Annotated in this window: 1 protein-coding gene; it reads right to left on the bottom strand. The window is 74.7% G+C overall.

The window, feature by feature from the left end; all coding sequences use genetic code 11:
- Window positions 1-6,279: amino acid adenylation domain-containing protein (locus tag VGR37_14145; GenBank protein ID HEV2148540.1), on the bottom strand; the 6,279-nt coding region annotated here is incomplete at both ends.

Genomic DNA, 6,279 nt, shown 5'->3' with positions numbered 1-6,279 from the left:
GTCCGGCGCCGCGGGCGTCTTCCGGACCTGCGGCGCCCTGGGCGTGATCGGCGGGCCGCCGCGGTCCAGGCGCGTGGCGAGCGCCCCCAGGGTGCGGTGGGTGAACAGGTCCACCAGCGCGACCCGGTCCGGGAACCGCTCCTGCAGACGGGAATGGACCTGGGCCAGGAGGAGGGAGTGTCCGCCCAGGTCGAAGAAGTTGTCGCCTACGCCGACGTGGCGCACACCCAGGGCTTCCTCCCAGATGGCGGCCAGCGCGCGCTCGGTCGCGGTGAGCGGCGCACCGCCCTCACGCCCTCCACCGCTGCGCTCCGGCGCGGGTCGCGCCCGGCGGTCCACCTTGCCGCTCGGGGAGAGGGGGAGCGAGTCGAGGAGCACGAAGTCGGCGGGCACCATCTGCTCCGGGAGGCGCTCGCGGAGGTGCGTCCGCAGCTCGTCCACGAGCGCGGCTCCCCCTTCCCCCGTGGGAACCAGGTACGCGACGAGCATCGTTCTTCCCGGGGCGTCCTCCCGCGCGAGGACCACGGCGTCCCGCACGCCGGGGTGCCCCCGCAGCGCGGCCTCGATCTCCTCCGGCTCGACGCGGAAGCCGCGCACCTTCACCTGGAAGTCGGTCCGCCCCAGGTACTCCAGCTCTCCGGAGGCCAGCCAGCGCACCCGGTCGCCGGTGCGGTACAGCCGCGCTCCCGCCTCGCCCGAGAACGGGTCGGGGAGGAAGCGCTCGGCCGTCAGCTCCGGACGGCCCAGGTAGCCGCGCGCCACCCCCGCGCCCCCCACGTACAGCTCCCCCGGGATACCCACCGGCGCGGGCTCCCCCGCCTCGTCCAGCACGTACGTCTGCGCGTTCGCCACCGCCCGCCCGATGCGTGGCCGCTCTCCCTCGACCCGGCTCAGCGCCGCGTCCACCGTGCACTCCGTCGGACCGTACAGGTTCCAGAACCGGCGCTCCTCCATCGCCACAAGCCGCTCCCACAGCGGCGCCTCGATCGCCTCCCCCGCCACCAGGACGTCCGTCGGCGTCCTCCCCGGCCCTTCCAGCAGCCCCTCGCCCACCAGCATCCGTAGCTGCGCCGGCGTGCAGTCGAAGACATCCACCTCGCACTCGCGCAGGAACCTGCTCAGCGCCTCCGCGTCGTAGCGGATCTCCTCCGGCACCGGGCAGAGCGTCGCGCCGTGCAGCAGCTGCACCCACTGCTTGACGGAGGTGTCGAAGGTCAACGGCCCGTTCAGGCTCACCCGCGGCGACGCAGCCGTCCCGCGGCGCGAGTAGACCGCTTCCCGCAGCGCCGCGGAGAGGTTGACCACCGAGCGGTGCTGCACGAGCACGCCCTTGGGACGGCCGGTGGAGCCCGAGGTGTAGATCACGTACGCGAGGTTCTCCGGCGCGACGCCGCTCGTCGGCATCACGTCGCTCTCCCCCTGCAGGGTGGACTCGTCGAGGCAGAGGACCTCGGCGCCGGAGGCGGGGAGGCGGTCCCGCAGGTGCGACCGCGTCAGGACCACGGGCGCCCCGGCGTCCTCGATGAGGGAGGCGAGGCGCTCGGTCGGGTAGGCAGGATCCAGCGGGACGTAGGCGCCGCCGGCCTTGAGGGCGGCCAGCAGCGCGACGAGCTGATCGGGCCCGCGCTCCAGGCAGAGCGCCACCCGCACCTCCGGACCGGCGCCGCTGCGCCGCAGCACGTGGGCGACATGGTTGGAGCGGCGGTCCAGCTCGGCGTAGGTGAGGACTTCCGCGCCGAATACGACGGCCGGGACGTCGGGCGTGAGGGCGGCCTGCTCGGCGAAGAGCTCGTGGAGGCAGCGCTCGCGCGGATACGGAGCCGCGGTGGCGTTCCACGCCGCCAGCACCTGCTCCCGCTCCGCGGCGCGGAGCAGCGACAGCTCGGAGAGCCTGCGCTCCGGGTACGCGGCCACCTGTTCCAGGAGGTGCCCGAACTGGTCGAGGAGGCGGGCCATGGTCCCGGCGTCCCACAGCTCCCGCCGGTAGGAGAGCGCGCCTTCGATCCCGCGGTCCGTCTCTTCCAGGTGCAGCGAGAGGTCGAACCTGGCGGCCGAAGTCCCGCTCTCGACCCTCTCCAGGGTGGCGTGGCCCAGCTCCAGGACGGCGCGCTCGTTGTTCTGCAGCACGAACATGACCTGGAAGAGCGGCGTCTGCGCCAGGCTGCGCTCCACGCCCAGCTCCTCCACGAGCTTCTCGAAGGGCACCTCCTGGTGCTGGTACGCGCCCAGCGCCGCCTCCCGCAGCCGGCCCAGCAGCTCCCGGAAGGTGGGGTCGCCGCCCAGGTCGGCGCGCATCACCAGCGTGTTGACGAAGAAGCCTATGAGCCCCTCCACCTCCGCGCGCGAGCGACCGGCGACCGGGGTGCCCACCACCACGTCCTCCTGCCCGGCATAGCGCCCCAGCAGGCTCTGCCACCCGGCCAGCAGCGTCATGAACAGCGTGGCGCTCTCCCGCCGCCCCAGCCCGCGCAGCGCGCGCGTCACCCCGGCCGGCACGGCGAAGCCCCGGCTCGCCTCCGCCGCGCCCGGCCCGCCGCGGCGCAGGTGGTCGGTCGGCAACTCCAGCAGCGGCGGGGCGCCTTCCAGCTGTTCGCGCCAGTAGCGGAGCTGTGCCTCCAGCACCTCGCCCCGGAGCCACTCCCGCTGCCAGACGGCGTAGTCCGCGTACTGCACCGGCAGCTCCGGGAGGGGCGACTCCCTACCCTCGCGGTACGCGACGTACAGGGTGGAGAGCTCCCGCGCCAGGACGACGATGCTCCAGCCGTCGCCGACGACGTGGTGCATGGTGAGGCAGAGGAGCCACTCCTCCTCCCCCAGGCGCGCCAGCGCCACGCGCAGCAGCGGTCCGCGCGACAGGTCGAACGGGCGGCGCCCCTCCTCCCCGGGCCGGCGCAGCGCCTCCGCCTGCCGCGTCTCCCCCGCGAGCCCGGAGAAGTCCAGCACCGGGAGCGGGACCGGCGCGGCCGGGAGAATCACCTGCATCGCTTCGCCGCCCTCGTCCACCAGGACGGTGCGCAGCGCCTCGTGGCGGCGCACCACCTCCGTGAACGCGCGGCGCAGCGCCCCCACGTCCAGCGCGCCGCGGATACGCATGGCGGCTGGGATGTTGTAGGCGGCGCTCCCGGGCTGGAGCCGGTCGATGAACCAGAGCCGCTGCTGCGCGAACGAAAGGGGGAGCCCGCGCAGCGGATCGCGCGGGACGGGCACGACCGGCGGCGCGGCCGTGCCGGCACCCGCGCGCAGCAGCGCATCCACCTCCGCCGCCAGCGCGGCCACGGTGGGCGCCTCGAAGATCGCCCGCAGCGGCACCTCCACCCCGAACGCCACCCGCGCCCGCGAGGCGGCGCGGGTCGCCAGCAGCGAGTGGCCGCCCAGCTCGAAGAAGTCGTCGCGCGCCCCCACCCGCTCCGGCGCCAGCCCCAGCACCTCCGCGAAGATCCCGGCCAGCAGCTCCTCGGTCGGCGTACGCGGCGCGACGTACCCCCCGCCCTGGGACGCCTCCGGCGCGGGGAGGGCGCGGCGGTCGAGTTTGCCGTTCGGGTTGAGCGGAAGCGTCTCCAGGGAGACGAAGGCGGAGGGCACCATGTACTCCGGGAGCCGCGCCTTGACGTGCACGCGCATCTCCGCCGCGGCGGGGGCGGCGCCGTCCACGGGGACGACGTAGGCGACGATGCGCCGGTCGCCCGGCGCGCCGGAGGCGTCCTCGCGCACCACGGCCGCTGCCTCGCGCACGGCGGGATGGGAGCGAAGCGCCGCCTCGATCTCGCCCAGCTCGATGCGGAAGCCCCGCACCTTGACCTGGAAGTCGGTGCGCCCGAGGTATTCCAGCTCGCCCGTGGAGTGCCAACGTACCCGGTCCATCACCCGGTACATCCGCGAGCCCGGCGCCGCGAACGGGTTCGGCAGGTAGCGCTCCGCGGTCAGCTCGGGCCGGCCCGCGTAGCCGCGCGAGAGCCCTTCTCCGGCCAGGTACAGCTCACCGACGACGCCCACCGGCCCCGGCTGCATCTCGCCGTCCAGCACGTATGCCTGCGTACCGGCGACCGGCCGGCCCACCAGCACCCGTTCCGCGCCCCGCTCCACGAGAGAGTACGTGGAGTAGGTGGTGTCCTCGGTCGGTCCGTAGAGGTTGCCCACCTTCTCCACCGTGCCCAGCGCGTAGAGCGCCTGCGCCAGGTCGTTCGGCAGCGCCTCGCCCCCGAGGTTCAGCGTCCGAACACAGGCCGGGATGCCGCCCATGCGCAGCAGCACCGCCGCCGCGGTGGGCACCATGCTGGCGCAGACCACCGGCTCCTCCAGCGCCGACAGCTCCAGCGCGTTCTCCACCAGCACCAGTTTCCCGCCCCAGGCCAGCGTGCCGAAGACCTCGGCCACCGAGACGTCGAAGTTGATCGAGGTGGAGAAGAGCACCGACGCCCGCTCCTCGTCGGAGACGGCCTCGCGCAGCCAGTGCAGCAGGACGACCACGGACGAGTGGCGGATCATCACTCCCTTGGGCCGCCCCGTCGACCCCGAGGTGAAGATGACGTGCGAGAGGTTCTCGGGGAGCACGCCCGGCTCCGGAGCCCCGTCCGGCTCGGCGTCGACGGCGGCGCGCGCGGCGTCCAGCGCGAGGCCGCGGGTGCCCGTGGGGAGCACGCCCGCGAGGGCACTGGAGGTGAGGACGAGAGCGACGCCGGCATCCTCCTGCATCCAGCCCAGCCGCTCGCGCGGGTACGCCGGATCGAGCGGGACGTAGGCGCCGCCGGCCTTGAGCACGGCGAGGAGGGCAACCACCAGCTCGAGGGTGCGCTCCAGGCAGACGCCCACGCGGGTCTCGGGTCCGACGCCGAGTCGCCGCAGGTGGTGGGCGAGGCGGTTGGCGCGTGACTCCAGCTCCGCGTATGAGAGCGTCTCGCCCCTGAAGACCACCGCGGCCGCGCAGGGGGTGCGGGCGGCCTGCGCCGCGACCAGCTCGTGCACGCAGGCCGGGGGGTACGGGGCCGCGGTGGCGTTCCAGCTCTCCAGCACCTGCACGCGCTCGGCGTCGCGCAGGAGCGAGATCTCGGCGACGCGCCGCGTGGGATCGGCCGCCATGGCCTCCAGGAGGAGCTCCAGGTGCCCCGCCAGCCGCCCCACCGTCTCCGCGTCCCACAGCGCCGCCCGGTAGACGAGCGCTCCCGCGAGCGTCTCCCCGCCATCCTCCAGCGTCAGGTCCAGGTCGAACTTGCCGACGCCCCCTCCTCCCCCGAACCGCTCGACCGCCAGGTCCCCCAGCGCCAGCACGTCCTGCGCAGGGGAGCGCTCGAGCGCGAACGTGACCTGGAAGACCGGCGTGTGCGCCAGGCTCCGCTCCACCTCCAGCTCCTCCACCAGCCGCTCGAAGGGCAGCTCCTGGTGCTCGTACGCTCCCAGCGCCCCCTCCCGCACCCGTCCCACCAGCTCCCGCCAGCTCGGGTCCCCCTCCAGCTCCGTCCGCAGGGCCAGCATGTTCACGAAGAAGCCGACCAGCCCCTCCGTCTCGCGCCGGCTCCGCCCCGCGATCGGGCTTCCCACCACCACGTCCTCCTGCCCCGCGTACCGCCCCAGCAGCGCCTGCCAGGCCGCCAGCAGCGTCATGAACAGCGTCGCCCCCTCGCGCCGCGACAGCGCCCGCAGCTCCCGCGACACCGCGGCCGGCAACTCGAAGCGATGGCTCGCCGCGCGCGCGCTCCGCCCCGCCGCGCGCGGCCGGTCCGTGGGGATCCCCAGCAGCGGCGGCGCCCCCGCCAGCTTCTCCTTCCAGAAGCGGATCTGCGCCTCCAGCACCTCGCCCGAGAGCCAGCCCCGCTGCCACACCGCGTAGTCGGCGTACTGCACCGCCAGCTCCGGCAGGCGAGGCTCCTCGCCCCGGCCGTACGCCGCGTACAGCGCGGAGACCTCGCGCACCAGCACCCCCATGCTCCAGCCGTCGCTCACCACGTGGTGGAGGGTGATCAGCAGCACGTGGTCCGCTCCGCCCAGGCGCACCAGCGTGCTCCGCAGCAGCGGGCCGCGCGCCAGGTCGAACGGGCGCAGCGCCTCCTCCGCGGCGAGCCGCTCCGCCTCCGGCTCCCGCTCCGCCTCCGGCACGCCCCGCAGGTCGACGACCGGCAGCGCCACCGGGGCCGCCGCCTGGATTACCTGCACGGGCGCGCCGTCCTGCTCGGCGAAGACCGTGCGCAGCGCCTCGTGACGCCGCACCAGCCCGTCCAGGCTCGCCCGCAGCGCCGCGACGTGCAGCCGCCCGCGCAGGCGCAGCGCGCCGGGCATGTTGTACGC

It is taken from the genome of Longimicrobiaceae bacterium (genome assembly GCA_035936415.1).
GTDB lineage: Bacteria > Gemmatimonadota > Gemmatimonadetes > Longimicrobiales > Longimicrobiaceae > JAFAYN01.
The sequence above is the reverse complement of the archived record's forward strand: the minus strand, read 5'-3'. Positions and strand labels throughout refer to the sequence as shown.